The 25,351-nt window shown below is 38.4% G+C and carries 20 protein-coding genes; 3 read left to right on the top strand and 17 right to left on the bottom strand.

The window, feature by feature from the left end; all coding sequences use genetic code 11:
- Positions 1 to 16: 16 nt before the first annotated feature.
- Positions 17 to 637 (bottom strand): hypothetical protein, encoded by a 621-nt coding sequence (locus tag RBU59_RS22985; protein ID WP_308144803.1) that lies wholly within the window; start codon positions 635 to 637, stop codon positions 17 to 19.
- A 553-nt stretch (positions 638 to 1,190) separates the two neighbouring features.
- Here RBU59_RS22985 and RBU59_RS22980 point away from each other — a divergent pair.
- Positions 1,191 to 1,856 (top strand): TetR/AcrR family transcriptional regulator, encoded by a 666-nt coding sequence (locus RBU59_RS22980; protein WP_308144802.1) that lies wholly within the window; start codon positions 1,191 to 1,193, stop codon positions 1,854 to 1,856.
- 92 nt (positions 1,857 to 1,948) lie between these two features.
- On the opposite strand, the gene RBU59_RS22975 is transcribed toward RBU59_RS22980, so the two are convergent.
- The 6 genes from RBU59_RS22975 to RBU59_RS22950 form a co-directional block, all read right to left on the bottom strand.
- On the bottom strand, positions 1,949 to 4,372 hold the full coding sequence (locus RBU59_RS22975) for a GH36-type glycosyl hydrolase domain-containing protein (RefSeq protein WP_308148629.1): 2,424 nt from the start codon (positions 4,370 to 4,372) through the stop codon (positions 1,949 to 1,951).
- Positions 4,373 to 4,410: 38 nt separating this feature from the next.
- Entirely contained in the window at positions 4,411 to 10,515 is a 6,105-nt protein-coding gene (locus RBU59_RS22970; protein WP_308144801.1) for a glucoamylase family protein, read from the bottom strand.
- A 156-nt stretch (positions 10,516 to 10,671) separates the two neighbouring features.
- A complete protein-coding gene (locus tag RBU59_RS22965) occupies positions 10,672 to 11,424 on the bottom strand; it encodes a GNAT family N-acetyltransferase (RefSeq protein WP_308144800.1) in 753 nt (250 codons plus the stop codon).
- A gap of 101 nt (positions 11,425 to 11,525) precedes the next feature.
- Entirely contained in the window at positions 11,526 to 11,969 is a 444-nt protein-coding gene (locus RBU59_RS22960; protein WP_330698390.1) for a DUF2200 domain-containing protein, read from the bottom strand.
- Positions 11,959 to 12,258 carry an MGMT family protein gene (locus RBU59_RS22955; protein WP_308144799.1) on the bottom strand — a complete coding sequence of 100 codons (300 nt, stop codon included), beginning with the start codon at positions 12,256 to 12,258 and terminating at the stop codon, positions 11,959 to 11,961. The genes RBU59_RS22960 and RBU59_RS22955 overlap by 11 nt, the downstream gene beginning before the upstream one ends.
- Before the next feature lie 357 nt (positions 12,259 to 12,615).
- Positions 12,616 to 13,092, bottom strand: a complete 477-nt coding sequence (locus tag RBU59_RS22950) for a hypothetical protein (RefSeq protein WP_308144798.1) — start codon at positions 13,090 to 13,092, stop codon at positions 12,616 to 12,618.
- A 346-nt stretch (positions 13,093 to 13,438) separates the two neighbouring features.
- On the opposite strand from RBU59_RS22950, the gene RBU59_RS22945 reads away from it, so the two are divergent.
- Complete coding sequence (locus RBU59_RS22945) at positions 13,439 to 13,876, top strand: MarR family winged helix-turn-helix transcriptional regulator (RefSeq protein ID WP_308144797.1); 438 nt, start codon at positions 13,439 to 13,441, stop codon at positions 13,874 to 13,876.
- A gap of 12 nt (positions 13,877 to 13,888) precedes the next feature.
- The gene (locus tag RBU59_RS22940) at positions 13,889 to 15,217 is read left to right on the top strand and encodes an MATE family efflux transporter (RefSeq protein ID WP_308144796.1); all 1,329 of its coding nucleotides are present in this window, start codon (positions 13,889 to 13,891) and stop codon (positions 15,215 to 15,217) included.
- Between the two features lie 240 nt (positions 15,218 to 15,457).
- Here RBU59_RS22940 and ptsP read toward each other — a convergent pair whose 3' ends face one another.
- From ptsP to ltrA, 10 genes are all read right to left on the bottom strand, one after another.
- Positions 15,458 to 17,164 (bottom strand): phosphoenolpyruvate--protein phosphotransferase, encoded by a 1,707-nt coding sequence (gene ptsP, locus RBU59_RS22935; protein WP_308144795.1) that lies wholly within the window; start codon positions 17,162 to 17,164, stop codon positions 15,458 to 15,460.
- A 10-nt stretch (positions 17,165 to 17,174) separates the two neighbouring features.
- A complete protein-coding gene (locus RBU59_RS22930) occupies positions 17,175 to 17,447 on the bottom strand; it encodes an HPr family phosphocarrier protein (protein WP_308144794.1) in 273 nt (90 codons plus the stop codon).
- Between the two features lie 201 nt (positions 17,448 to 17,648).
- Positions 17,649 to 19,763, bottom strand: coding sequence for a BglG family transcription antiterminator (locus RBU59_RS22925; RefSeq protein ID WP_308144793.1), 2,115 nt, complete (start codon positions 19,761 to 19,763; stop codon positions 17,649 to 17,651).
- 933 nt (positions 19,764 to 20,696) lie between these two features.
- On the bottom strand, positions 20,697 to 21,467 hold the full coding sequence (locus RBU59_RS22920) for an ABC transporter permease (RefSeq protein ID WP_308144792.1): 771 nt from the start codon (positions 21,465 to 21,467) through the stop codon (positions 20,697 to 20,699).
- A 1-nt stretch (position 21,468) separates the two neighbouring features.
- Entirely contained in the window at positions 21,469 to 22,230 is a 762-nt protein-coding gene (locus tag RBU59_RS22915; RefSeq protein WP_308144791.1) for an ABC transporter ATP-binding protein, read from the bottom strand.
- An 82-nt stretch (positions 22,231 to 22,312) separates the two neighbouring features.
- Entirely contained in the window at positions 22,313 to 22,495 is a 183-nt protein-coding gene (locus RBU59_RS22910; protein ID WP_308144790.1) for a cysteine-rich KTR domain-containing protein, read from the bottom strand.
- Between the two features lie 3 nt (positions 22,496 to 22,498).
- The gene (locus RBU59_RS22905; RefSeq protein ID WP_308144789.1) at positions 22,499 to 22,873 is read right to left on the bottom strand and encodes a DUF1048 domain-containing protein; all 375 of its coding nucleotides are present in this window, start codon (positions 22,871 to 22,873) and stop codon (positions 22,499 to 22,501) included.
- A complete protein-coding gene (locus tag RBU59_RS22900; protein WP_308144788.1) occupies positions 22,874 to 23,245 on the bottom strand; it encodes a DUF1048 domain-containing protein in 372 nt (123 codons plus the stop codon).
- A complete protein-coding gene (locus RBU59_RS22895; RefSeq protein WP_308144787.1) occupies positions 23,238 to 23,570 on the bottom strand; it encodes a PadR family transcriptional regulator in 333 nt (110 codons plus the stop codon). The genes RBU59_RS22900 and RBU59_RS22895 overlap by 8 nt, the downstream gene beginning before the upstream one ends.
- A gap of 329 nt (positions 23,571 to 23,899) precedes the next feature.
- Positions 23,900 to 25,186 carry a group II intron reverse transcriptase/maturase gene (gene ltrA, locus RBU59_RS22890; protein WP_308144786.1) on the bottom strand — a complete coding sequence of 429 codons (1,287 nt, stop codon included), beginning with the start codon at positions 25,184 to 25,186 and terminating at the stop codon, positions 23,900 to 23,902.
- Positions 25,187 to 25,351 lie beyond the last annotated feature (165 nt).

The following is a 25,351-nucleotide window of genomic DNA, read 5'->3' as shown; positions in this document are numbered from 1 at the left end:
CTCGAATCATATTGTCTTATATAATAAACATATTTACTAATTGCTCAATAATAAAGTATCCCAGTGTTCCGCCTAATATTGTTGAAGTCATATATTTTAATCTATTGTTCTTCTCAGTACACAGAAATAATAGAATAATACACAGATAACCCAAAACCAGCGATGGCCATAAAAATGTTGTTAACGGAACATTTATAAATCTAGCTGCAACAGCTTCGTCTGAAGTAGTAGCGTAACCATCTACAAAAGCAGGAATCTTAATAGTTGCTCCTACTAGTCGAAAAATTAGTGGATTAATGGATAACACCCAAAAAATAATTTTCTTATTCAAACGATAGAGCAATAATGAGATATAAGAAAATATAAGAGTAAATAACGGTGCCGAAATAGCAGCTGCAAAAACAACATGGTTGCTGGAATTATAGAAAGAAACAGCTTTTTTCAGGTCATAAAAATCATATGTAAAATTGATAGGAGCAGCCATCGAAAAACGGAGAAAGTGTGCTTTAATGCCTCCAAGTTCAAAAAAAACCGCATGGACTATTTCATGTAAAAAAATGAATACCGGACCAAGAATCACGGATAATAAAAATGCTTTATAGTAGAACAATTGACTAATACGTGTATATAACTTCATAGCATGACCATCCTTTTTTTGTTTAATTCTATTAAAGAAAAAAATATAAGGTAAAACTGAATAACTTTAATTGATTTTTGGTATAATTTGTCCTATAACAAAATATAAATGACATATGTGTCATTTATATTTTACTTAATATATCATCCCTTGTCAAGATATAAACGATACATATGTCATTTTATATGTTACAATTCAGCCTATGGCTGAATTGTAACATATGATGCACAGAAATTATGCATTCTGCATAATTTCGCGCAGGTATGTCTCGGGTTTTCTGTGACTTTCGCTTCGCTTCACTCACAAAAAACACCTCGCGGTACCAAAGGCTGAACTGTAACTTTTATATGTCATTTTACATTTATCGTATTGTGTTATCATACAGAATGTTCGATGAATCCAGAGTATGTTTTTTTTAATTTACTATTTAAATCTTAAGGATTATCTTTGACCAAGATTAGATATTTTCATTTTATCTTTACACTTTTCTGAGTGAAGTCTATAATCAATAAATAAACAATATGCCATTTACTGATCCAGGAGGGGGAATTGGATGCCAAAAGTCAAACCTGAATATTTCTATCAAAAAAAAGATTTTATCTTAGATGCAGCTTTAAACATCTGCAAAAGGAAACCATTGCATCAAATCACAATGAAGGATATTATACGTGAATCAGGAATCAGCCAGGGGGGTATTTATCGCTATTATAAAAATGTTGATGAAATACTTGTTGAAGTTATGAACAAATGCTGTCCCACTACTGATTACAAGAAAATAATTGATGAGATACTGACTGGCAAAACAACATCCGCAGAAGCCTTGAAGAATTTATTCGATCTTCTGGCAAATTATTTGAATGACAATGCAACCACTTTAGGTAAATTCCACTTTGAATTAACAGAGATGATTGCTTACGAACCTGATCGGATTAACAATGTATCCGCCCAAAACAGGCATATTGACAATATACAGTACCTAATGAACCAATTATACAATGTAATACGTAATGGAATCTCTGCAGGAGAATTTCAACCTGTCCTGCTCCTAAATGACATTCTCTGCTTTATTGCAACCTCAATCGATGGTATAGTTTTGAATGGTATATTACATAAATGCTATGGTATGCCGGAAAAAGAATATGGCTTTGACATCCTTAACCTTATGAATACGACATTTGAATCGGTAATTTGTCTGTTATCTCCCCATAAGAAGCACTAAATGTGCGCCATAAAAAAGGGGGTTCTGGCATTGAAATTACGCTTGCATTCCACAGCAGAAATTCCAGTGCCTGAAACCCCAATAAAGAATAACTATACGATAATCAGATGCTTTTTCCCGTCATCTGCCAATAAAACTCTATTTCCTTTAATTACTCTGTCATCTACAGTGATTGCCTCCGTTGTAAGACTTCCCTTGCTTCTGTTCACAATCCTGATTTCATAAAGAGAACTTCCATATTTATATTCGATGGAAAAATCACCGAAACTTGATGGTGTGGCCGGATCTATAACCAGCTCATTCCCCTCTTTCCGAATTCCCAGAAACCAGTTTAACAGTCCCTGATACATCCAGCCGGCAGAACCGGTATACCAACTCCAGCCGCCTCTGCCGGTATAGGGTGGGCAAAGAGATATATCTGCCGTCATTACATAGGGTTCTTTCTCGTACCTAAGGGCATCTTTTTTATTCCTGGTAATATTAATCGGATTAAGTATGGTAAACAGAGTACCGGCCATGTTATAATCTTTCAACATGGATGTAGCAATCGCCAGCCAGACTGCCGCATGAGTATACTGGCCTCCGTTTTCCCGGATTCCTGGAATGTAATTTTTAATATAACCCGGATTTCTAATCGTCTTATTAAAGGGAGGTGCCAATAGTAAGGAAAGGGCTTCCTCCTCTCTAACCAGGTAACGCCATGCCGATTGCATTGCTGCTTGTGCCCGTTCCTTTTTTCCACCTTTTGATATTACACTCCAGGACTGGCTGATGGAATCTATCTTGCATTCATCGTTTTCCTTTGAACCAAGCTTTGAACCGTCATCATAAAAGGCACGAAGATACCACTCCCCATCCCAGGCATTTTCTTCAATGTTTTGGAGAAGTATTTTCCTTTTCTCCTCCAGTTCCTGAGCATAAGCTGTATCACCCTCCTGATGGCATAAAGGAATAAAGTCACCCAAGACGGTATAGAAAAACCATGCCAGCCAGACACTCTCTCCTTTTCCCAGTATTCCAACCTCATTCATACCGTCATTCCAGTCACCTCCCCCCATGAGAGGAAGTCCGTGTTCTCCAAAGCTAGTCCGGTCGATGGTTTTTTTGCAATGCTCATAAACACTTTCGGAACGTTCAGATACTTCCGGGGTAAACATGACATCATGCTGATCCTCCGTAAGCACCGGACCTTTGATATACTGTACTGACTCTTTTAAAACTCCGGCATCTCCGGTACTTCTGATATAAGCGGCGGTACAATAGGGAAGCCACAATAAATCGTCAGTAATTCTCGTTCTTACCCCCACACCCATGGGAGGATGCCACCAATGCTGAACATCTCCTTCCTCAAACTGCCTGCTGCAGGCAATTAAAATTTGATTACGCAGTATAGCCGGATCTGCCAGAAGCAACGAAAGCGTATCCTGAAGCTGGTCCCGGTATCCATAAGCCCCTCCACACTGATAAAAACCAGCTCTTGCATTAATACGGCAGGATACCGTCTGATAGAGCAGCCAGCCGTTGACCAGAATATCGATTGCCCTGTCTTTCGTTTTAACTAAAACTGTCCCTAATAACCTGTCCCAATAAGCTTTCACCTTGTCAAATTCATTCCCGGCGGCGGTCACATCCCTGTACTTATTTCTGATTTTGTATATCTCGCTGAGACTGCTGCTCTGTCCGAGTCCGAATAACACCGTTTTACATTCCCGCGGTTGAATTGCTACGGATACCTGAATTGCTCCGCAGGAATCATAACACACTCCTGTATTGCAGGATAGCTTGACTTCCGCTCCCCGCGGTTCCAGAACACTGCCCTTACGCCCAAGAAACTCTTGTCGGTCACCGGTATAACCCACGATCATCTCACTGGAGAAGAGATAGGAATAAGTGTTCCTAAAATTCAGGGTATAGATGTTTTTTGCATATAAATACTCATGTTCATTATCATAGGAAGTCAGGATATAGGGATTTGTTTGCTCCCTCTGGGTACCCAGAACCCATTCCACGTAATAGGTCAGGCTCAAATATTTTACTTTATCCGAATTGTTTGTCAGTTTAAGACTCCATAGCTTTAAGGACTCATCCAGAGGCGTAAATACTGTCAGTTCCTGATCCAGAAGTCCTTCCTCATGCAGGAATCTGCTATATCCGAACCCGTGTCTTACCCTGTAAATACCTCTGTCCGATCTGCCAAGAGACATTGGAGTCATTACCTCACCGGTTATTTCATCCAGAATATAGATTGCTTCGGAGGCTCTGTCACTTACGGGATCATTGGACCAGGTCGTAAGCTTATTCTCCCTGCTGTTGATACTCCAGGTAAAACCCGCACCTGATTCCGATATTTGAAATCCAAAACTCTTATTCGATACAACATTAATCCAGGGTGCCGGAGGTCTGTTATTACCCTCCAGCAGAATCTCATATTCTCTGCCGTCACAGACAAATGCCCCGAAACCGTTAAAAAATTCATAATTCTCTGTTTCTTTCTCCTGTGTTGTTGGCGTATACACTGTGTCCAAAGCCTCTTCCTCCTTAAACCTAATAGCTCCTATTCATACTGATTTTCTTTTAAATCATTAAAATAAATACCTGTTTTCTCTGAAAAAACGACCCGCGCCACCGTATAAAGCAAATCAATTTCTGCCGGTATCATGTCATACGTATGCAATGTAAAAAAGCTTGGCTTCTCACTTCCGGAATCATAAATCCGAAGAGTACTTGTTATATCATTGATTAAATCATCAACCTCCTGCAGATAACCATGTTTGGAATCAATCAGAATAATCAAATCCGTCATAACGCGGTTGATTCTTAGATATTCATAAGCCTTTAATACATCTTTCACAATCCTCTCTTCTTCAATGGACCGAACCACTAAGAGCAGAATGGGATTATCGCCTGATACACCGAATTTCCACAAAAAGCTCTGATCCTTAAAGTTTCGCCTTATATTTTCATTCGGGCCACGGTATATACCCGAAACGTAAAAGATCGGACTGATCAGATCCTGAAAAGCGTTTAATTGAGGTTTCGTAATTTCCAGATATTTTAGCTCCAGATTTGTTTGAAGCCTGAATTTCTCCAGGACATCGTCAATCCGGTAACTAACATTCAATTCTCCTCCGATTTTTATTGCTTCTTCCTTACTGTCACACACTCCGGTAATGAAAGATATAGTTGCTGTCTCACCCGGCTCTAAGAAAAACTGCGCCCGTAAGCTCATAATCGGATCATTGCAAAAGCCCGAATTATTAAAAAAGGTTATACTGTTAACAACAGAATCCGGATTCTCCAGGGTATTGTTCCTTCCGATGAATCGTTTTCTGTCATTTTCGTATTCAATTTTTTTGCATAACTTTATTCCTGTTCTTATCATATGCATAAGATAAGGATTATCCGACTCTTTCTTCCGGCGTCTTTTAGTAAGGAATATTTCCTGTTCTTTCAGATATTCACTTTCAAGAAAGAGTTTATTGAATGCGGGATGGCTTAACTCCGCCTGATAACTGTCGTCCACCACCTCCAGATAACTGGTTATTTCCAGCTGTTTTTCCTCTTTCCCGTGATTCGTTAGTGAAACCTTTCGAATTTCAAAATTATGATCCGCATCCAGGCTGACGACCATGTGTGATGAGATATCCCCATCTCTGCGTTTGAATTCCGACTTATGGGGACAGAATACCACCTGGTAATCCTCCGGTTCTGTTTTCGTCGGCTGATAAGTGGTACTCCATACTTTACCCTGCTTCATATCCTTGATATAAATATAATTACCCGTATTCGCGTAAATATCCTGCCGAAAACGGTAAAGCATCCTGTCCTCATACTTACTGAAGCCGTCTCCATCGGAAGTTATCATAAGTGAATACTTACCGTTGGACAGGTAATTTACAACAGGCGGATTCAAACCCGGACTGCTCACATATCGATTACTGTAAATATCTTCCTTAAAAAGAGGTTTACCGATTTTTATTGTATAACCACGTTTAGCAATGGAAATCAAATGGGACTGACGTTTTTCTTCCAGCAAAACTTCTGTAGCCTTTATCATCATCTCCCTATGAAATCTCTCCCGAAGGATACCCTCATGCAGATAGTTATTAATTGCAGCCAGATTCATTCCCTGATGATGTGCCATATAGGATTTCACAATACAATAAGGTGTCAGATCCACTGAATTCGGTAAATTAAAATCAATCGATTCATAAAAACCATAATCACCGTAGGCTCCTAATTTCTTAAGCAGCTTTAAATTCGTTATACATTCCTCTTCCGCGATATCCAGTGCCAGTATGGTTGCGTAGGGAGCAACCACCAGAGAATTCTTGCGGACCGGCTGAAGTCTTATCTTTGGTACACCAAAAGCTTTATATTGATAATTTGAGTTTAAGTCAAAACGATAATACTGAGATTCAGATATACCCCAAGGTATCTCCGCTTCCTTTGCGTACTTCATATGCTGGAGTACCGCTGCCCTGGAGGTCAAAGCGAAAACAGAACCCTCATATTCTTTGAATACCAGATTAGGCATCAGGAATTCAAACATTGTACCGCTCCAGGAAACAAAACACGGAATGCCGCCTACAATAGTCAGCGGTCTTCCTAACTTATACCAGTGCTTTAGCGGTACTTCTCCCATGGCTATTGCAAGCAGGCTTGTAAGTGCCGATTCAGACGCCATCAGGTCATAACACCCATCATCCAGCATATGGGAGGATACATGATATCCGATATGAAACAACATTCTTTTATCGTTAAATAAGAAACGAAAATCAACGTTTTCTAAAATACTGTCTATTTTATTACTGAGTGCCCGAATTCGATTAATCATGTTATTAGCATATTTATTATCCTCTGCTGCAATGCTGCTAAGCGTAGGATGAGAAGATAATTCCACTTCCTTAAGTTTTAAAGCTGAGATTTCATTTACAATACTGTCAATGTGGTTCATCAACTGTTTGGTATAGCGGTAATCTTTGGAGGGTTTTAGCTCCCTCTCGTTTAAATTTTCCCAGATTTCCGCTATATCTTCTATCACCTCACCTAGCTTATGATACTCTGCCCTAAGCACATTTCCCGAGGACGTACCTGTTCTTAATTCAATTTCCTTATTGCTGTTTATTAATGCAATACGAAGTTCAGACAGTAGATTCTCCGTATAAACCGGTTTGTCTATCTGCTCTAAAAGACCGTTTTTCAAGGCAACCAAATGTCCCAGGAAATTACCGCTGTCTACGGTTGATATATAAGCAGGATTAAGTACCTCCAGAGTTTTAATATGATACCAGTTATAGAGATGCCCTTTCCATTTCAGCATATTCTGAACCGTTACCATGAGGTTTTCTACGGATTCAACCGTAGTGCTCAGAGTTTCAAATCCAAAATCCCTGGCTGATAGAATTGCCAGAAACTGGAGTCCGATATTGGTTGGCGATGTTTTATCACTGATTTTTGGAGCTATCCCTATCTGGTAATTATCCGGGCAAAGCCAATTATTTTTCTTAGTTGAAAGCTCCTTAAAAAACTGCCAGGTTCTGCGGGCAGTATCTAAAAGCATCTCACTGTCTTGTACTTTATCTCTCAGATGAAGCTTCTTATCCGGCTGGCTGATCCGATATGCGATTTCAAAGGCTAAGCACCAGTCGGCAATTATGATTGCAGCGAAAATGATTCCAGCCGGTGTCAAACGTCCAGTCATTAAAACTATTGCAAGTGCTAAAGCAGGAAGCAGAGAGCTCCACATAGTTAAGAAATATCCTTTTCTTGAATTAATAATGGAGGCATCCACTGCTTCCGCTGTATTCCAACGAAGCAGATTTCTTTTGCTGATAAAGACCCGATACAGGGTTCTAACAATTGCATCCGATGCAACATAAGCACGGTAAGGAGTGATGGTAAACTCCAGGAATGCTCTATTAAGCATCGTACCAAGTTCTTCCAAAAAACCTTTATAAACGAGGGCAAGCTTCGGCCTTATGATCTTCTGGGTAATCACTGCAACCAACATAATAACCAGGGTAAATATATCATTAAAGAAAACGAAAGGTAACCAAAGGTAATATGCCTTTGGCATCCAGACCAGATTCAGCAAAACAAACAATGTCTTACTAAGAGGGACCAGGCTCCTTCTCAGATTGTCAAAAATCTTCCATTTTGATAAGGCCCCAAGTCTTTTACCGTCCAGAGTTTTCTTCATAAACAACCAGGGCAGAAGCTGCCAGTCTCCGCGCAGCCATCGATGTTCTCTTTTGGTAAAAGATAAAACGCTGTTAGGAAAATTATCCATAATCTTAGCTGTACTGGAAAAGGCCGTACGTGCATAACAGCTCTCAAAAAGGTCATGACTGAGAATCCGGTTTTCCGGTACCTTATTATGAAGTACTTTATGAAAAGCTTTAATATCATAGATGCCCTTCCCTGTATAGATAGCTTCTCCAAAAATATCCTGGTAGATATCGGATATCACGGTTCCATAGTGGGCAAGGCCCGATTCTCCTCCGAAGATTTTAGTAAACCTGCTGCCATTCTTATCTACGATATGATTTCTGACCGCAGGCTGAATGATAACATAACCTTCCGTCACTTTCCTGCCTGAGAGATCCAGGATTGGCTTATTTAGAGGATGGTCAATCAGTCCAACCAGTTTCGCGGCATTGTCACGGATCAGATTTGTATCCGCATCAAGTGTAATTACATATCGAAAGGTGGTAAGAAGCTCTTTGCTGCTATAAATGGAAGAAAAGGTGGTATTCTCCTTTTCTACCCCATTTAACAGGTTGTTAAATTCTTCTAATTTTCCTCTTTTACGCTCCCACCCCATATAACAGTTCTCAGCCTTATTCCATTTACGGCAGCGGAAGAACAGAGCGAAGCGCTGATGTTCCGACGGATAGAGTTCATTCAATTCTTTCATACGTGCAGCAAGGGCACTCTCTATCTCCTTATCTTTCGGGAGAAATTGTTCTGCAGAATCCTCAAAATCAACCAGCAAAGCAAAGTAAAGGTTTGGCTGCCGATTTGCAAGATAATGCTTTTGAAGACGGTCCATATACTCCAGTCCCTGTTTTTTCGAGGAGACAATAACCGGCATGACCACAAAGGTTCTGGCTTCTTTTGGTATCTCTTTCAGATAATTCAGGGAGGGAATCTTCTTAACCATAATTCTTCTGGTAAATATAAAATTTGTAATCTCGATGGAAATGCCAAGTGACAACGGCATGACCACCAGAAGGGTAATGAAATGACGGCTGGTACCATACAAACCTCCCAAGGTTTTGAATCCATAGAGCAGGCAGGCATTTAGTCCCAATAGTATAAGGAACATAAAAAGGAAATAGAGAAATCCTTTTACATTTTTCTTTTTCTTAATATTTTCAGGAATCGGTTTTCCTAACACTTTTGCTTTCAGAATCGGATAACCCTTACCCAAAAGATAGGCTCCTACATGATGAGAACAGTGAAGATCCTCTCTGCCCTTAAGTGCCAGTTCCAGGCAATCTTTTGCTATCTTTTCTTCCTTCAGTTTATAGCGGAGAGATAATTTAACGATAATCCCCCTGTACATTCCTCTGGCTTCCAAATCCATCTTTGAATAAACTCCATCCGGATCCTGTGATAATATCTTCTCCAGGCAGGAATATTTCTCAAAGAATTTTTCTTCATCCACTTCATTGATATCCCTCAGACTTACAATTAAAGTCCGGATATTTGTCTCAAGAAAGGATTCAATCTTTCCTTCCTCAAGGAATATACCAGTGGCTTTCACCTGTCTTTCCTGAGAAGTAAAATGATATTCCAGGTATTTTTGAATGGAAGTCTCATCAAAAGACATATTTTTCAACAGGTATATTACATGGGCATGGAAAGAATAGTTCAGCCTATGGTTCTCTTCGATCTCACAAAGAAGCTCCGATATATCGGTCGTATCCTGTTTATCATTAAATTTTTCCCTCAAAAACTTTTCTGCCTTGGACTTCACATCAATCATATGAAGTATTTCATCGGCAATTACAATGATCTCTTCAAGCAGGCAAAAACCCAGCATTTCCGGCAAAACCCAGATCTCCTTGTCCGTAAGAGGTATCTTCTGCTGATAAGCCGTTAACATGACAGAAATATTTTCTTCACTTAAATGTCCGCCCGAAAGTGCCACCATCTTCTTGGCCACAACATAAATTCGCGGAAAGTTACGGTATTCCTTACCGGTCAGAATCGGTAATACAGCATAACTCGTTCCCGAGGTACGATCTTTTTTTATTTCCCGGTACATCATCTGGAAATTGTCAAAAAGCCAGCGTGCTGCCGGAATCAGAGAAATAATATCAGTAGATAAGGCAGAGATGCTGTCTCTGATTTTATTAAGTTTTTTGTAGGCTGCCTGATTATAATCATTAAGAACAAAGCTGTATCCAACCAATCTGACCTGACTATGACTTTCTGCCAAATCAAGCATCTGCTTCTCCCATTCGTCCGGTCCCGGTTTCTCTCCATCCCCCGGTGAACAGACCTGAAAATGTACTTTCTTTCCCAAATGGTTAAACCGATAATACAACATTAATAGAACAAAACAGATTAATGCAATCAGTATCAATAAAATAACCAGCAAAAACGGTGAATTTATATAAAAATTAATTCCTTCCAAAAAGCTCAGCAATTGAAGCTCCTCCTTATTTAAGAAATTCTTCAGACACGATGGCATCTTATCAAAGATAGTTTGTCTGTTTTTCAAAAAAAAATAGCACAATATTATGATATTGTGCCATTTTTTTGTCTTTTTATTAATTTTTTATGTTTGGTTACTGTATGCAGTTTAGGTTATTCCATTACTTACTCGGAACCAATTCGTATACAAACTTTGAAAACCTAAGGATTGATATAGCAGATATGCCGGGTCATTCCCATCCACCACTTGTAAATAAGCTTTCTTCGCCCCTTTCTTGATTCCTTCCTTTAAGATACAGGTGCACAGGGAACGTGCCAATCCCTTTTTTCGGTAATCTTCCCTTACATTAATAGCATACACACCAATATAATCCCGGTCAAGAATACCAAGACCTGTCCCAATAATATGACCCTGTCTTTGGATTGAGACACAAATAGTATCCTTAGCTATAGCATTATACATGGTAGGCACAATTGTCTTGTGTATAGGATTTGTTGTTCCGTTTAAAACAAGCAGGCTGTCAATCCATTCTTTCTGTATAAACTGACTGATGCTAACTGAATCCGTTGAAACATCCAAAACAGCGTTCTCTAAATTAAGTGTCATAACACATGTGGTATGCTGTATTTCATAATTACGGTTTTCCAGTACATAATCGAAATCCTTTGATACAAGAGGACTTATTTTAAATATGGTCGGAGTACCCCAACGCCGATATACTTCCTCACAATGCGGTATCTTTTCACGCCATGTGAGGGAGGAGCTGCCAAATTGCTCAACACTGTTAGTTCTATGAGTATAAAAATGAGAAAAGCGAAGAATCCATCCATCATATAATTCCATTTGATGAGATGGCCAGGCATTAAGTGATAAATCTTCAATTATTTTAATATCATTCATGGTTATTTTATTCAAAATACTCTATTGTATTCTTGATAGGTATTGAGAAACCTTTCATCTTATTTTATATGCCGCAGACTTAAGCAGGTACATCCATTTGATCAACTTCTCAAAACTTTCTCTAAAGGCTTACCTTTTGCCAATTCGTCCACCAGTTTATCAAGCCATCTAATCTTCTGCATTAGTGGATCTTTTATTTCCTCTACGCGATGACCGCAAATCACACCTGAAATTTTGGCAGCGTTCGGGTTTATCTTGGGAGCTTCGGCAAAAAAAGTTTCATAATCGTTATTCTTCACAATTTGCTCCTGCAAACCTGATTCATTATACCCCGTCAGCCAGCAAATCACATCATCAACCTCGGATCTGGTGCGCCCTTTGCGTTCTGCCTTTTGAACAAGCAGTGGGTATACTCTCGAAAATTCCATCTTATATACACGATCGTTTGTCATAAATTTTTCTTTCCTTTCATCTGAATTAATAGTAATGTAGAACGGCCTGTCCTTTTCCTGGCTTGGCTTTGCAGCATCGAATTCACACTCCATATATAGAAATATCTACGTACCCGTCCTCGGATACTTCCACTCCTTCCGCTATAAGAAGTTCTCTTTGAATAGCCGCATATCTAGTATCCGTGATTGATATTTTACCTTTGGAGTTAATTATCCGGTGCCATGGGAGATTGTACTTCAAAGACATCGAATGAAGTATCCTGACTACCTGCCTCGCACCTCTATTATTTCCTGCAAACCTTGCAACTTGTCCGTAGCTCATAACTTTCCCATAAGGTATTCTCTTTATGATTACAAGTACTTCCTCCGTAAACTGTGTCATATCAAACGAATCTCCTTATCAACCTTTAAATTTATCTTTCGGAATCAAACTTAAAACGGCCAGTGATTCGTCTCTCGGACGTATCCGCTGTTTTTATTTCGTTTACAACTGGTTGAATAATATAATTATATCATATTTTTTACATGAAAAGAATACCCTCAGATTCCAAGTAAAATTAACGCGTTCGTGATAAAAGCAGCTGCTTTTGCTGGATAATATCGGTCGATATGAACTGAAAAATGCATTGCCGACATAGGTCCTTTTCTGCAAAAGCAGCTATTAGTCCTGGCCGAATACCTGCAGCTTGTCCGGCGGATGATTGAAAAAGTCACTGACTACTAATTAACTATTTTGGTTTCAGTCGGATGTTGACTTTTTACTATGAATACATTTCTTATATTGATCTCTAAGTTTGTATCCGATTTTTCTTTCGACCATAGATATTTGAATATCTTTTTGCGCATCCTTTAATGAATTTAAAGCATGAGTAAGGTAATCTGATTCAAGAGAAAACATTTCTTGAGCTTTCGTATCAAGTTCTTTACATTCGGTAGAATTTTTATCACAAGTATTACCGCATTCGCTTTTATCAAGCATTTTATAGGCGTTATTTTCAGTTTCTTCACCTTGGCCACCCAGTTCAAAAGCTCTTTCAAGGCTTTCTGTAGCAATGTAAATTGCTTCAACAACTTTCGTATCAATAATTGCATCACTTTTTTTATAAAGTTCTTCGGCTTCATATATTAAACTGTGGAATTTTTTCAATATTTTGCTGCAATTACAATACGCAGAAACATATTTATCTTTATTTTTTTTCATTTTAAATTTGCTCATAAACGCTACCTCCATAATTACATTAATTCACTATTATTTTACAATTTCCCTATATATTATGTATAAAGTGGCAAATTGTTACATTGTCTGCAGCCTTTAAAGTGTGGAACAAACTAAAGAATGCCAAAACAGCGACTTCTACCAGTGTTAATAACACCAATTTGTGAACAGTAAGTGTTTTTTTATTTCTCCTGATAAAAAATAAAGATAAGCCCAATACCCAGTAGGAAAACAGAAAAAATAATTATATAAGAAAAATCAGAAAAAATAACTATTTGACATAAGTCCGAAATCGTACTATACTGTGTTTGTACGATTTCGGACTTAGTGAAAGGAGGACACTATTATGCAAGAATATTTCAACAGCAGTATGAAGAGATTCAACTATTTGATAAGTGAGCTTGACAATACTTATCATGAGCTTTCCCAAAAACTAGGGTTATCAGACAGTGCCATGATGATTCTATATACGATTTGCAACTTTGGAGAAAGCTGTTTACTTAGCGATATATTAAAACTGTCAGGAGCAAGCAAGCAAACTATCAGCTCAGCTCTTCGTAAATTGGAAGCTGACGGTATTGTTTATTTAGAATCATTTAGCGGCAAAAAGAAAATGGTTTTCCTTACAGAAAAAGGTAAATTAATTACTAAAAAAACTGTTTCTCGACTGATAACATTTGAAAACGAAGCTCTCAGTACATTTTCAGAGCAGGAACAAGAATTATACTTTGTTTTAACTGAGCGGTTTTTATCAGTACTCAAGAAAAAAGCAGCGACTTTATAAAGGAATATTAATATGAAAATTCAATTATCAGATCATTTCACTTATAAAAAATTAATAAGATTTACGATTCCATCTATTGCCATGATGGTGTTTACATCGATCTATGGTGTAGTAGATGGTTTCTTCGTTTCTAACTTTGTTGGTAAAATACCCTTCGCTGCAGTTAACTTTATCATGCCTTTTAATATGATTCTCAGCGCAATTGGCTTTATGTTCGGCACAGGAGGCAGTGCACTGGTTGCCAAAACAATGGGTGAGGGCCATTTAGGAAAGGCCAACCGCCAGTTCTCGCTATTAGTCTACGTTTCAATTATTTCTGGTATTTTTCTAACAATAATCAGTATAATTTTTATACCACAGATTGCCTCCCTCTTAGGAGCAAAAGGTGAGATGTTAAACAACTGTGTACAATACAGCCGTATCGTTTTGTTTGGTATGACAGGATTTATTTTACAAATGGTTTTTTCAAGCTTCTTTGTTACGGCCGAAAAACCACAGCTTGGATTATTTGTTACGGTTGCTTCAGGTGTTGCTAATATACTTTTGGATGCAATTTTAGTCGGCTTGCTTAAACAGGGACTTATGGGAGCTGCAGTCGCCACGGCAATCAGCCAGCTTATAGGTGGCGGCGCAGCTCTTGCATATTTTCTTTCACCTAACAGCAGTCTTCTTCGTTTAACGAAAACGAACTATGATGGGAAAGCGATCCTAAGGGCATGCGCTAACGGTTCTTCCGAATTAATGAGTAATATTTCCATGTCTGTCGTAGGTATGTTATACAATATCCAGCTTATAAAGTATGCCGGTGCGGACGGTGTAGCAGCCTATGGTGTGTTAATGTATGTTAATCTCATTTTCCTCGCAGTATTTATAGGTTACTCCATTGGTACAGCTCCAATCATCAGCTATCATTTTGGTGCAGCTAATCATGCCGAATTAAAAAATGTAATGAAAAAAAGTATAGTAATTATAAGTATTTTCTCAATAGGAATGTTTGTATCTGCAGAGTTATCAGCAAGGTCCTTATCTGCCATTTTTGTTGGTTATGATGAAGATTTGCTTTCCATTACGCTGCGGGGATTTTTCATCTACTCTTTTTCCTTCCTGTTTGCAGGGGCTGCAATCTTTGGTTCATCCTTTTTTACCGCGCTAAATAACGCTCTAATTTCCGCCACTATTTCGTTTTTACGAACCCTTGTATTTGAGATCATGGCAGTTCTTTTACTTCCATTATTATTTGGGATTGACGGTATCTGGTACTCCATCATTTTTGCAGAAGTCATGGCTTTTACTGTGGCCATATTATTTCTTATTGGACAGAGAAAACGATATCAATATTAAACAAGAAGAATTGGCTTACCAATTCTTCTTCATGAATAAGGATGGCAGCGTAGCTTTTAAGACTTCACTGCCATCCTTATACTATTGATACACTTTTTCTTTGATCATGTAATATGCCTCCAGCAAATCATCCACGATATAGTCTGCTGAAATACCAGATAAGGGTCCCATCAATGCAGTTTTTACTGTGTTGATATTCTTAGTATCATAGGGTATTCTTTCAGTCTTTACCAGCAGAATTTATCTGTAGTTTCTTAAAGTTTCCTCTATTTCTTTTCCAGTTCGTAGTAATAATATTTTTTCCACTAAATTCTCACAATCCGCTTTTGAAAGCCCTTGGATCTTCTCTCTTGTGGGAAGTATAGAAACCGGCGACATACTAAGTTCATCCAATCCCAAACCTACCCAGAATGGGATCAGTGCCTTATCCGCAGCAGCTTCGCCGCAGATTCCAGCCCATATTCCGTTTTCATGAGCACTATCTACGATTTTTTGAACCAAACGGAGTACCGCTGGATCATACTGTGAATATAAATGGGCAACCTTCCCGTTCATACGGTCAACCGCCATGGTATACTGGATGAGGTCATTGGTTCCAATACTAAAGAAATCAACTTCTTTTGCAAATACATCTGCCATCAGAGCTGCTGCAGGTGTTTCCATCATCATTCCAACCGGTACCTTTTCATTAAAGTCAATTTTTATTCTTCTTAATTCTCTTTTTACTTCTTCTAATATCTTTTTTGCCTTTAGAAGTTCCTCCATGGATACGATCATAGGAAACATAATATGGATATTTCCAAATACGCTTGCACGAAGCAGGGCCCTTAACTGAACTTTCCAGAATGGTATCCGGTCCAGACAGAGGCGGATAGCCCGGTAACCCAAAAACGGATTTTCTTCCTTTGGTATCTTAAGATAATCAACTTCCTTATCTCCGCCGATATCCAAGGTCCTGATAACCACCGGTTCACCCTGCATTTTTTCCGCAACTTCTTTATATGCAGCAAACTGCTCCTCCTCTGTCGGAGAATCCTTCCTGTTCATGTATAGGAATTCTGTTCGAAACAGGCCGATACTATGTCCGTCCTGCTGCAGTACTTTATCCGCATCCTTCGGGGCACCGATATTTCCTGCCAGTAAAATCTCATAGCCATCCTTAGTAATGGACTTTGTACCTCTTAACTTTTCCAGTTGAAGATTCTTTTGGTGAAAAGCTTCTTGTTTCCTGCGGTAATCCTTAAGGATTCCCTCCGTTACTTCCAGCTCTATCTTCCCTTCTTCCCCATCGAAAGCCAGCATCTGACCGTTTTTTACTAAAATAGTAATCTTAGGACAGATACAGAAAGGGATGCCAAGCATCCTGGCTATAATGGCTGCATGGGAAGTCGGACCGCCAGTTTCATTAATGATTCCTAAAACAAGCTCGGGTTTCATCTGCGCCGTATCGGAGGGTGCGAGATCATCCGATATAATAATTACCGGTTCCGTAAGCTTAAGAGATTCCTCATTGTCATTTCCTTTCAGTATCCGTATTACCCTGCCGCTGATATCTTTGATATCCATTGCCCTTTCCCGCATGTATTCATCGTCCATGGATTCAAAAATTCCAACAAAATTATCCCTTACCGTTTTAACTGCCCATTCCGAAGTACAGCCCGACTCCTCCAGGATATTTTCTACGCCATTAATAAATTCCGTATCATTTAGCATTTCTATATGGGCTAAAAATATGGAAGCTTCCTGTTCACCCTTTGAACGAAGCATTTCCTGATAAATTTCTTCCACTTGTTTTACTGCCAGATTTCTGGAATCCTGGAATCTTTTCTTTTCATCTTTTTTGTTTTCCGCCATTGTAAAGGATATTTCCTCCAAAGCTGTCTTTTTTAAATATACTTTACCGATTGCTATCCCAGGTGAAATGGGTGCTCCCTTTATGGTATTCATACCTTATCTCCTATTCCCCGCAACCACTCTTTACAAACTCTTCAATTGCTTTGATTGCTTCTTTTTCGTCTTTTCCGTTTGCTTCAAAGGTCAGTTCATCCCCCTTTACAGCTCCTAAGGCCATTACGGATAAAATGCTTTTAGGCTGGTGTTTTTTGGTGGCATCCCCATTTTTATAAAATTCAATATCACATTCAAATCCTTTTACAAGCTTGGTCAGCTGGCTTGCCGGCCTGGCATGCAATCCTACCGGGTTTGTTACGGTTACTGTTACTTTTTGCATAGTATTCTCTCCTTTTTTCATTTGATAGAAATATCAATTAATTTTCAATTTACTATTGATATTTATAAGCTGGACTTTTCCTGTTTGTACCAGCAATTAATGTAAAAAACTATTAAGTTCTTGTAAAAAAAGTATAATTAGAAATAAAGCTCCTGTAAAGAAAAAGAAAATGAGTTATGTCCGGTTCACATATGACATAACTCATTTAATATTAGTTTCCAGTGCTTTGCTTTGAATTAAATTATCTAAAATTGCATTCATTTCAATGATTATTTCTTCTCTTCCAGATTGTTTTAATGTCATAGAAAAATCACTGCTGATAATTTTTCTGGTTATTTCATTTATTAATTCGAGTACACTGTTATCAGTATCTGCTGGTATTGACAAAACAATGAACGTATCTGCTTTTTGGACATTCCCGCTTTTATCCGTACTTTCAATAGATCCTTTAAGCCGCAGGACAGTCATACCAGGTTCCCTTACCGACTTTGACCGGAGGTGATATAGAACCATTCTCTTCCGGCTTAGAATCGCAGTACCTTTCTGTTCCTTATTTCGCATATCCGTTTCTATCTGAAGCCTGTCTTCGGCTCCTTTTGACAGGGACCGACTGATGAAATGATTTAAGACTTCATCATTATTTGCGGAAACCTGTTCAATAAACAGAAAATTATCTATAAACTGCAAAACATAACTGCTATATCGTTTTAACTTATCTAACTTTTCTTTAAACTGGGCTGTTCTTAACCTGCCGTAATTTACATTTACCGGCAAAAAGTTATCCAATACATCCCGTATATGCCTCTTATCCGCTTCATTTAATATAGGATTTACCAGTATGAACGGAAGTTTTGAAACCTGCAGTTCTACTGTGGTAATAATGAAATCGATATGTTTTTGTGTTAACTGGGCAATATCCATATCCATAACGGAAATAATCGAAGAGATCCGGATACTAGGAAATACCCGTTCAATTTCTGATACCAGCAACTGAGCTGCACCAATGTCATTTGTACTTACAACTACCGCACGGTATAGCTGAAGAGTTTTACTTTTTTCTTCTTTCACTGCCGCTCCGATATGAGTGGCCAAATATGCGATTTCATCTTCTGGTACAATAATACTTTCTTTTTCTTCAATAAATGAAGCACATTTTTCGGCCGTCTGAAATAAATCGGGATACATGTCCTTAATATCCTCTAATAAGGGATTCATAATATCCAAGTGCATTTTTATTCGGTATATAGCCATCTTAAGATGCACTGCCAAGCCCTTCAGCAATTTTTCACTATCCTCAAGATAGATACCTGTTTCCCTTTCGGCAATATAAATAACTTCCTTTGTCAATTCCAAAGTCTTAAGGTCTTTTATATCTTGCTTATAATCACGCCCCTGCCTTTCCTGTATCTCGGCACCTCTGATATGAATTACAAGATATTTGATTTCTTCATCCGGGACCGTATAGGACAGAGGTTTTTCACGGGAAATAAACCACTCTTTTACCATGTTATATAGTTTATCCTTAGGTACATTCTTTTCCAAATCACCGATATCATTGATAAACATACTCATAAGACACCGGTGCAATGTCACACTAATTCTTATTACCAGTGCGATATAAGAGTTATCCGCAAACTGACAGCCCATCTGATTTTCCACATTCTTAAGTAGCTGTTTGGCCAGTACCAGATTATTAATATCCATTATATCAAGAATCCCCCGGTTTATTCTGGTTTTAATTAAATCCAGATTAAAGGTCTCTATTGTTTTATTAAATATGATATTGATTAATTCCGCTTCATGGACCTGTTCATAAATTAGGGTAATGATTGCGCTCCTGACAGATATTTCATTACCTTCCACGTATACCCCAAGCCCAGGTTTTTTATTAATCTTTAAACTAAATTTGTCCATCCAGGTACGAAGCTTGTCCAAATCCGTACTGATGGTACTTTCTGTAACTTCCAGTAACTTGGTTAAGGTATAAAGCTTGGTTATTCCGGAATTTTTTAAAAGCTCTGCTTTTAATAAAGTAAGCCTTTGCTCCGGCGAATAAACCAGATCCGCTTTCTCACTCTTTATCTCATTTTTCAAAACTTCTCTTTCTTTATCCCGTAAATTGATACGAATTCCGCTGCCTTTTTTCTTTTCCAGTACAATGCCCTTGTTGTTCAGCCAGTTCTCTATATGAATCAATTCCCGGAGGACCGTCCTCGAACTTACATTTACCATCTCAGCGATATAACGTACCGTTATATAATTATTCTCTTCTATAAGAAGTAATATCATCTTTTTATTCCTCGGTGTCAACTTCATAAACAGCCCTCCTCTCTTCTTTCAGCTTGATTATATGGGAATCCTTACTTCTTATTAGGTTTTTCCTATTTAAAAAAGTTTCAATTTTTTCACTTCTATTTTTCCGAATGATTTCTAATTAACCGTCCAACAGACAGTTAATGGCATATGCTACGCCATGTTGGTCACTATCCGCAGTGGCATATTATGCTACAGTTAAGTACTTATCTTAGCTCTTGTATATTTTTATAAATAACCCATTATAATAGGTAATTAAGGAAAGTATAAATAGAAATATTATTTATGTAAAGTGGAAGAAAATGAGTTGTGTCTGCTTCTTACATGACAAAACTCATTATATAATTAAATAAGCTGCCTTTTATTTTTCGGTTGATGTCATATAATTTCTGAAGCAGTTTGTCTATTTCTACCCGAATTACAATTCAACACTCCATATACTCTAAACTATCTCTCAAAGGAGCTTACAGTTTTCTTCCTATCTTCCTTTATTCTCTTGTCCAGCCTCCAAAACGCCATGCTAATTATAGCAATTACATTTATTAGTAATAATACAATAATAATTGTAATAACGATCTTTTTACCGAACTTTAATGAATTCATTGTTCTTTTCCTTTGTGCTTAATTAATCTCAATAAGCTAATATTACACTAGTTTACATAATCTTTCCATAAGTATTTTATTGTACCGGTATTAAGTAACTATGTGCCATCAATCCTGTCTCCTCAATTCTATGCAAAAATTCTAAACAACAAAAAGAGTTCCAGACATCGAAACGATTAGGTAAAACTGGTATGGTAGAAAGTGATGACAATGTGGCAGATTTTATTAGTTCTTTGAACATAAGCAAAGCCATCACTTTTGTGTAACGGCTTTGAAACCTTCATAAGAGAGTATTAAGTAGAGGAACCTTTAACAGCGCAACGCAAAACTGCATTAAATCTTTCGATATGCTCTCATTGCAAAAAACCAAGCTACCAGCATTATACCTACACACCAAGCGAGTGCTGTCCATATTTCATTTCCAACAGTCTTATTCATTAATAGGGCTCGTATGCTATCCACGATAGCGGTTTCAGGCTGATTTTCAGCAAAAGCTCGTACAGCTGCAGGCATGGTTTCCGTCGATAAAAAAGCTGAACTAATAAATGGCAGAAAAATCAGAGGGTAGGAAAATGCACTTGAACCTTCTACGGATTTGGCTTTCAAACCCGCAATGGCTGCAACCCACGTCAGAGCCAATGTGAAAAGTGCAAGAATTCCTATAACAGCAAGCCAGTTAAACATACCTGCCGATGAACGGAATCCCATGAAAAAAGCCACCAAGAAAATAACTGCCAATGACATTGCGTTAGAAACTAAAGATGTTAGAACATGTGCCCACAATGCCGAAGAAGCTGAAATAGGCATGGATTTGAAACGATCAAAAAATCCACTTTTAATATCCGTAAATAGACGAAGTGCAGTATAGGCAATGGCACTGGAGATAGAAATAAGCAGAATGCCGGGTAGTGAATAACTTACATATTCCGCTGTGCTCATGCCACCCCCCATTGCACCTCCAAAAACATATACCATAAGCAGCATAATAGCAATAGGCGTTATGCACACCGTAATAATGGTATCGATACTTCTAAAAATATGTTTCATTGAGCGTCCAAGCATAACATTTGTATCTCGTAAAAAAAGATTTTTTTTATTTCCCATTTTAATTTACCTCCTTATTACTAATAATTGAAAGAAATATTTCCTCTAATGTAGGTTGCTTTTCCACATATTCTACTTTTGCAGGAGGGATAAGTTTCTTTAATTCAGCAAGAGAGCCATCTGCAATAATTTTTCCTTCATGAAGAATGGCAATACTATCTGCCAACTGCTCTGCCTCTTCCAAGTATTGTGTTGTCAAAAAAATGGTTGTTCCGTTTTCTGAAAGCTGTTTAACCTCTTTCCAAACTTCAATTCTTGCTTCGGGATCGAGTCCTGTGGTTGGTTCATCGAGAAAAATAACCTTAGGGTTTCCTAGTAAACTCATGGAAATGTCCAAGCGTCGCCGCATACCTCCGGAATACGTTCCGACAGGACGGTCTGCTGCTTCTATCAGCCCAAAGCGTGTCAGTAAGTCGGTAGCGGTTTTTCGTGGATCTTTTATATGACGGAGCTTTCCAATTAGTATAAGGTTTTCACGGCCAGTAAGAATTTCGTCTACTGCGGCAAATTGTCCTGTAAGACTTATAACCGGTTTTACAAGTCGGGCTTGCCATTTAACGTCAAAACCACATATTTTCGCATTACCGCTGTCTTGCGAAAGCAATGTTGACAAGATTTTGATGGTTGTGGTTTTACCCGCACCATTGGAGCCTAAAAGAGCAAAGATCTTGCCAAACTCAACCGTAAAGTCCACCCCCTTTAAGACTTCAACTTTTCCAAAAGCCTTTTTTAATCCCTGTACTTCGATAATGATATTTTGCATTTTGAATGCCTCCTTTTGATGAATTAATATATAAAAAGCCGACAACCTATGCGAATATTCCTCATGGTTATCGGCTCTGCGTCTAAGCGTCCGGCTCTTTGATAACAGTTATGATATTATTTTTAACATTGACGACTATTTCTTTTTTGCACTTGGGACAAAAAAGGGGGAAGTTTTGCAGTGTGGTGTCCTCTCGCAGCATTGTACGGGTTTTATTTTTACAAAAAGGACATAGAAGCCATTGTCTGTTTTCATCCTGATCCATTTTTCACTCTCTTTCTTTTTTGTCTTTACCGGAGATCATACCTTTTTTAAATTCGTTTTTCATACCTAGATTGAGTTTATTTCGCTGACTGTCAATCCAAAGTTTGTTTCCACGTATTAATTCATCACAGAAACCTGCAACATCTTCGCCTGTTACATCAAGTACATGTCTATTCTCAGCAACGCTTTCTTCAAAAAGATCGATAAGTTCATACAGAGTTTTTAGCATATCCATACCCGAACCGCCTGCAAAGCTCCATATATAGTTTTGTATTTTCTCATAGACAAAACGGTAATCCTCAGGAAGAGCTGCCACCCGTGACATCTGCTCTTTGTATTCCCTTTTGTCGCCTATCATTTTATTGATGAAATCAAGCATTTATTTATCCTCCTTTTTAAAATATTCAGCTACCTCATGGTTTAGCTTGTCGCGCACTGTTTCGGTGCCGGTGCTGTATGCCGCTATTAACTCATCGGCAAAACGCCCAACATCACTTCCGGTAATATCAATCACATTTTTACCTTCTGCTGCACTTGCTTCAAATAACTCCAGTAAACCAATGAACACATTAAAGTTAACAAAAACAGCCGTATCTCCGTTTATTGCACCGATGTTATACATATATCTTTGTATTTTTTTGAAAGCAAAGCGATATTCCTGCGGAAGGGCATGCACTCGCTTCATCATCTGACTGTATTCCTTTTTCTCCTCTAAATCGCCAATGACTAATTTCATAAATCTATCAATCATGATTTGCACCGTCCTTTAATGAATTAATTTTTGATGCGACAAAATCCCATTTTAACCAAAAACTTTTAAGTTCCTCATACCCTGCATCACTCAACGTAAAAAACTTTCTCGGCGGTCCCTCTGTAGATTTTTGCTTTTCCACCGTTACTAGTGCATTTTTTTCAAGGCGCACAAGAATTGTATAAACCGTACCGTCTACCACATCGGTAAAGCCCATGGCATTGAGCTTGCGTGTAATTTCATAACCGTATGTCTGCTCACGGCTGATAATTTCAAGCACGCAACCCTCTAAAACACCTTTTAGCATCTCTGTTATATTTTCCAAATGCATTACCCTCCATTCACTACTGTGTGTGACTTGTATCCTGTATTGCTTATTACTACTATACTGTATCACATAGTAGTGGCATTGTCAAGAGACTTTATGAGAAATCGTCTGACTGCCAGACTCTAGCGCTGACGCGCTGTCACTTTAGTGACAACTTCCAATAGCGCGTCATGCGCATCCCGCCGGTCGGGCTTTTTATTTCATAGGGAAGTTCGGAGAACTTGTAGAGTAGGTCGGAGGTCGCAAGACCTCTTTCCCCTCATCAAACCGTACGTGAGGTTTTCCCTCATACGGCTTTCCGACATTCTTCTTTCTACAGCTTTATGTCATGCAGTCATTCTCTGCAAACCCTTATCCATTAATGTAAGGTTTATTTTACATAACCCTTTAAGACTTCTGCTTTTCTGATGTTTCTTGTTATACCATCTTGTAAATGTGCACAGAATGCACCAATCAATTGCTTTTAGCCACTTCCCATCATTTCTTGTCTTGTAATAATTCCTCCATCCAACGATTTTGGGGTTCATTACCTTAATCAATTCTTCCTCACTTCTGGGGAGCAGATTTCTCTGATTTATATTTTCTTTGATGGCTGTCTTCATTTTCTTCATGGCTTTCTTGCTTGGATACTGGTATGTTTCTCCGTAAGGCGTACCATTCTTCTTTACTTTTGTAAATCTTCTATGGTGTATACCCAGAAAATCAAAACCATCTTTTCCATCCCACATATCTACTATTTTTGTCTTAGTTGGATGTAGTGTTAAGTCCAGTTTTCCCATGATGTATTGCATCAAATTTAACGCATGGTTGGCACTTCTCTTATTTTTACAGATGATTACACTATCATCGGCGTAACGTACTAACTTGCCATGGGTAAGTCCATACTTTTCCCACAGTCGGTCAAACGTATTTAAATAAATATTTGCTAATAGTGGCGAAATGACTGAACCCTGACTTGTGCCAAGTTCGCTGATTTCTATTATGTTCCCATACAGAACTCCCGCTTTCAGCCACTGCCTTATTAGTTTTAATATCCGTCTGTCTGCTATTCTTTGTTCCACCAGTTTCATCAGTTTGTCTTGATTTACTTTGTCAAAGAACTTCTCGATATCGGCATCTACAACATAATACCCTTTGTTGTTACACGCCTTTCTGACTACCTCAAGCGCCTGCTTTGCACTTCGTTTCGGTCTGAATCCGTAGGAACAGTTCTTAAAGTCCGCTTCGAATACGGGCTCTATTGCTATTTTTGTTGCCATCTGTACGATTCTATCCTTGACTGTTGGAATACCGAGTGGTCTCTTGCTTCCATCGGGTTTAGGAATCATGACCCGTTTCACCGGCTTCGGACTATAATTGCCAAGCATTAGTTCCTCCTGGATTTCCTCCAGATAGTTCTTCATGCCATAGTTTTCTATTTCCGCTATGCTGATTCCATCAATTACACTTGAACCTTGGTTTGCTTTCACTCTTTTCCACGCTTCCAATAATACATCTTCCCGATATACCTTGTCATAAAGTGCATGGAATCTTCTTGTACTACACTTCTTGGCTGTTAAATATAGTTTGTTTTGAAGTTGTCGAACTTTTTCTTTGGAGTTGTTAGTCTTCATGACATTCTCTCACTCTTACCCTCTCTGCAAACTTGAATGAAGTAGGGTTCCTTTCCTAAGTAATGTTTTGTTCCATTACCATCATCGGTACTATTAACCCCTCCGAACTCCCTCCCACCAAGAATACGATTTCGCTCGTGCTTATACGTTTCTTCTTTACCTTTC

Origin of the sequence: Anaerocolumna sp. MB42-C2, from assembly GCF_030913705.1 — a bacterium.
Taxonomy (GTDB): Bacteria; Bacillota; Clostridia; order Lachnospirales; family Lachnospiraceae; genus Anaerocolumna.
The sequence above is the reverse complement of the archived record's forward strand: the minus strand, read 5'-3'. Positions and strand labels throughout refer to the sequence as shown.